This is a genomic window from Actinomadura sp. KC345 (genome assembly GCF_004348515.1).
Lineage (GTDB): Bacteria > Actinomycetota > Actinomycetes > Streptosporangiales > Streptosporangiaceae > Spirillospora.
Map to the genome: position 1 here is coordinate 1 of NZ_SMKH01000453.1, position 4447 is coordinate 4447.

The 4447-nt window shown below is 64.5% G+C and carries 4 protein-coding genes and 1 pseudogene; all 5 read left to right on the forward strand.

Translation table 11 applies throughout. The features are described 5' to 3' along the window. The coding region (locus E1281_RS37875; protein ID WP_165959286.1) for a serine/threonine-protein kinase at positions 1-983 on the forward strand (983 nt) is incomplete at its 5' end. Between the two features lie 243 nt (positions 984-1226). Further along, positions 1227-1862 carry a DUF6668 family protein gene (locus E1281_RS42910; RefSeq protein ID WP_347813340.1) on the forward strand — a complete coding sequence of 212 codons (636 nt, stop codon included), beginning with the start codon at positions 1227-1229 and terminating at the stop codon, positions 1860-1862. Next, the gene (locus E1281_RS37885) at positions 1855-2163 is read left to right on the forward strand and encodes a hypothetical protein (RefSeq protein WP_131884523.1); all 309 of its coding nucleotides are present in this window, start codon (positions 1855-1857) and stop codon (positions 2161-2163) included. Before E1281_RS42910 ends, E1281_RS37885 begins: the two co-directional genes overlap by 8 nt. A 350-nt stretch (positions 2164-2513) precedes the next feature. After that, positions 2514-3272: a hypothetical protein gene (locus E1281_RS37890; RefSeq protein ID WP_131884524.1), complete on the forward strand. Its 759-nt coding sequence runs from the start codon at positions 2514-2516 to the stop codon at positions 3270-3272. A 109-nt stretch (positions 3273-3381) separates the two neighbouring features. Further along, positions 3382-4447, forward strand: a pseudogene (locus E1281_RS37895) (hypothetical protein); the annotation flags it as partial.

A 4447-nucleotide genomic window follows, 5' to 3' on the forward strand; every position in this document is an offset into this window, starting at 1 on the left:
GTGTGTTCCTGGGACGGGGACCATGGGGGGACCTCGTCGCGGTGAAGGTCGTCCACGCGCGCCTGGCCCAGCGAAGGGACCACCGCGAACGCCTCGCCCGTGAGGTCTCCGCCGTCCGCGGCATCGACTCCGCGTACGTCGCGCCGGTCGTGGATCACGACATGGACGCGGACGAGCCCTGGCTGGCCACCGTCTACCTGCCCGGTCTGAACCTGCGGGAGGCGGTGGAGACGCACGGCCCGGCTCCGGCGCCGGCGGTGCGCGCTCTCGGGGCGGCCCTGGCCAGGGCGCTGAGGGCCGTCCATCAGGCGGGGACGCTGCACAGGGATCTGACGCCGTCGAACCTGATGCTCACGCCCGACGGGCCGCGGATCGTGGACTTCGGCATCGCCCGTCCCATCGGGGCCGCGCCGGACACGATGCCCGGATCGCTGCTCGGCACCCCCGGTTACATCCCGCCCGAGCGGATCCGCGACCGGGTCTCGAACCGCGCGGGCGACGTGTTCGCGTTCGGCGCGCTGCTGTTCTGCGCGGCGACGGGCGAAGGCCCGTTCAGCAGCGGTTCCACGCAGGTGCTGCTCTACCGCACGCAGTTCGAGCAGCCTCGGCTGGACGCGCTGCGCGACGTCCGGGACCGCGACCCGGACCTCGTCGAGACCATCGCGTGGTGCCTCGCGTTCGATCCCGAGCGGCGTCCCACGACCGGGGAACTGGCCGAGCGGTTCAGCGGTGCGTCCACCACCTCACGAGACCGGCCGCCGGGTGAGGCGGTCGGCATGCGCGCCACCCGCGCCGGCGGGCCGTCGCCCAGGAGGCGCGGCGCGCGGATCACGGCGTCCGGCCGGCGTGTCATCTCCGCGCTCGGTCCGTCCACGGCGGCCCTGGCGGCTTCCCGATACTTCGGCGCGCGGCCGCCTGCGACCGACCGCGAGCCGAGGCCCGGCGACCGTCTCGCCTGGACGCCCGATCGCCTTCCCCGCTGAGGGGCACCTCCCGGTCCGGCGTCCGCTCTCTCCGTCCCGCCCCTGGCGGTGGGCACGGGACGGGCGCGGCCGGCCGTGGACGACGGTCGTTCTTTCGCGACAACTTTCCCCTGGGCACTTGATGTTCGAATTCGCGGACGGACTCTCCTGCACGAAAGTGCGACAGCTGCGTCTCGGGAGGTGCTCGTCTCGTTGGCCCAGTCCCGACCGGCGAACGAATCCTTCGGAGAGGAAATGTAGATCATGCAAGTGGCGGACACTGCACGTTCACGACGGGCATCCGCGCCGAGGGAGGCGCCGGACACACCGACCGCGGCGCCGGACGCCCCGGAGAAGAGGGGCACCGCGGACGGGCCTTTCCAGGCGCGGGCGGTCACACCGGCCCGCCTGGCGCCACCGCCCGCCAGCCCGCTGGGGCTTGTCAGTTACGGCGGCACTGGCCCTGACCTCTGGTTCTCTTCATGTCATGGGGGAGCCGGCGCCTCTACGCTGACCATGGTCATTCCCAACTGCCGGGGCGCCGGACGGTACTGGCCGACCCCCGACCCCCCGGCACAGAGCCGGGTGCTCCTCGTCGCGCGCAGTCACGCCGCGGGGCTCGTGGCGGCTCAGGCCGCCGCCCGGCAGTGGGCCGCGGGCGTCCTCCCGAACGTGCGGCTGCTGGGGCTGGTGGTGGTCGCCGACGCCCCCGGGAAACTCCCGAAGCCCCTGAGAGATCTGCTGCGCCTGATTTCCGGAGGCGTGCCCCGAACCTGGGAGCTCCCGTGGGTAGAGGCCCTGCGCCTCGGCGACCCGCCGGATCAGGCGAAGTTGCCGTCCGCCTACACACGCTTGGCACAAGACCTCGATCGCATCATCTCGGAGGACACGCATGCTTGATGTGACGATCTCATGGACGGTCGACCTGCTTCATCATGTGGCATATCTGGCTCCCGTCCCCAACCCAGGTGGAGGTGAACAACCGCCGGGAGAGGTCTCCTCGAAGGTCGAAACGCTACTCAAGTGGGGGGTGTGGGGCGCCCTCACCTGTTGTGTGGCAGGTTTCGTAATCATCGGAGCCAGAATGGGGATCAATCACAAGAGGGGGGAGGGGGGCGCCCACATGGGAAGCCTGGGCATTGTGGGATTCGCCATTGTCCTCATAGTCAGTGCGAACGCCCTCGTCAAGGGCCTGGCCTGATACGCATGATGACGAGGCACCAGCGCGCCTCTGCGGCAAAAGGAGAGCACCGTCAGGGCCCGACGCGGCAGGGTCAGCGCGTCATCGTCCTGTCAGCTGCAATACTGGTGCTCGGCGTCGTTTTGGGCGTGGTCAGCTTTCCTGGCGGTCAGGTACCGAAGGCAATTCGTTCTGTCTCAGGCGGACACGATCCGGTGGAAACATCGCAGCCGGCCGGTCGGCCCCTCAGTACCCCGACACACCTACCAGTCGGTACCGTCCCGGCCGTTCAGGCCCCCGGCCGAGCGCCCACCATTGGTCTTATATTTGATCCCTCCCTTCCTCCCGTGGATTGGGATTCTGTGGAGGACATGCGGACCACCGACGATGACGCTGGCGGCAAGTTCAAATTTGCTCGCGGTCGGGGCCAGGTGAGATTGAGTGACACCGAGCCGGACAGCCACCTCGTGCGGGGCGGAGTCATTAAAGATGGCGTCGTGGTCCTCCGCCTGCGCGCGGCCGGAAATCCTAGCGTCGACGTAGGAACTATCCCGAATTACGATTTCAGCGAAAAGTACATCCTCAAAGTATGCTTGGCCGTAGATGATGAGGGGGCTGACTCATTCTGCGAGAGCAGTGATAGTCACAAGTGGCCTGAAATGGACAGGGGTAAACCGGATCCGTGTACCGGCTTGCCAAGCCCAGCTGCAGTAGATAACTGCAAAAATGGGAGGGACTGGGCTGGATTCAAAGGCAAGGACAAAGAATATAAAAAATGGAAAGAAGCAATCCGTGGTCCGCCTCTTCTCAAGGGAAGTGGTAAGGCTGCACCTGCTCGGGGGCGTCGTCCGTCCATCAATGACAACCCAGACGTCAAACTGCCGAAGGGACACGCGAAGGGAGCCGCTAAAGTCGCCGAACCCATAGGAAGAATTCTTAGTTGGCTGGTATGGGGTGTTTATGCGGCCTGTGTGGCAGGGGTTGTGATCACCGGTGCCAAGATGGCACTCAAACACAAGAGGGGCGAGGTCGGCGCGCACGGCGCCGGTCTGGGCTGGGTGTTGATCGCGTGCCTCGTACCTGCGCTGGCCGCCGCCGTGATTCATCTTCTGATCAAACCACTCGGCTGATTGAACCACTGGACGACCGGACGGCCAAGAAAAGGGAATGCCTCAGCCTGACCTTGAAAACTGCCATGGCCGGAGGTACGTGAGTGCTCTACAATGCCCGTTCCATATCATGGAGAGTGTCTTCGACATGAGCGCTAGAGCCGATGATGTCGACTCAATCCTCGACGGCATAGTCGATTGGGTCATCGAGTGGGCGATCGATGCGGCGCTGGGCAGCCTCCAGACCCTGATGACTTGGTGGGCCACGGATGATACCTATAGTGTGTCAATGACCGGAGAAGAGGGAGGCACCCTCTTCTTTCTGCGTGAGCACACGAATTGGCTGACGCTCATGCTGGCGTTCGCCGGGCTTCTTATTGCCGCATTCCGCGTTGCCATCCAGCGCAAAGGCGAGCCTTTCCGGGAATCGATTTCGCAGCTCTTCCAACTGGCCATGGTCATATTCATCCTGGCCACAGTGGTGAATCTGGCGAACATCACCGGCGACAGGTACTCAGATTGGATTCTTGCAGATGCGCGACCGGCAAACGACGAATGGATCAAAAATTGGAATTCTGGGATAGCTGGACTTAAGTCCGCTGACACGATGTTCCTGCTCCTCTTTTTTGCTCTCTTTGCGGCAATCGCCTCGGTGATACAGTTTATATTGATGCTCTTTCGAAGCGCCATTCTGATCGTGCTGGTCGGTGTACTTCCGGTGGTAGCCGCGTCGAGGTCCAGCAAGTATGGAGAATCTGCCTTTAAAAAATGTATTGGCCTGCTGATCTCCGCCATATTGTTCAAGTGGGTTGCTGCGACGATCTACGCTGCAGCTTTTCGGCTGATGGCGTCCGATTATGACGCAGATATTCTCTTTGGGTTGGCTCTCGTCGGTGGCGCTGTCTTTGTCTTCCCTGCGGTCATGCGGGCCGTAATGCCGGTAGTCGCGGCAGATAACCCCCTCTTCGGCATACGTCAGGTCGGCCATTTCACGTTCGGCGGTACGGCTACGAACGCGCTCGGACGCGTAACATCCTTGTTCGGCCTGGGCGGCGGCGCAGGAGACGGCTCGGGCAGCGGCCCCTCGGGCAGCAGCGGGGTCCGTGTCCTGTGGCCCAGCTTCCGAAGAAGGAGGCCATTCAGCCCACCCGACCCGGGGACACCGAGCGGTACCGGCCCACCCGGCCCGGGGACAC

Bases quoted from the DNA above. Each gene is read 5' to 3' on its own strand.
- E1281_RS42910 (WP_347813340.1), top strand. From the start codon at position 1,227: ATGCAAGTGGCGGACACTGCACGTTCACGACGGGCATCCGCGCCGAGG.
- E1281_RS37885 (WP_131884523.1), top strand. From the start codon at position 1,855: ATGCTTGATGTGACGATCTCATGGACGGTCGACCTGCTTCATCATGTG.
- E1281_RS37890 (WP_131884524.1), top strand. From the start codon at position 2,514: ATGCGGACCACCGACGATGACGCTGGCGGCAAGTTCAAATTTGCTCGC.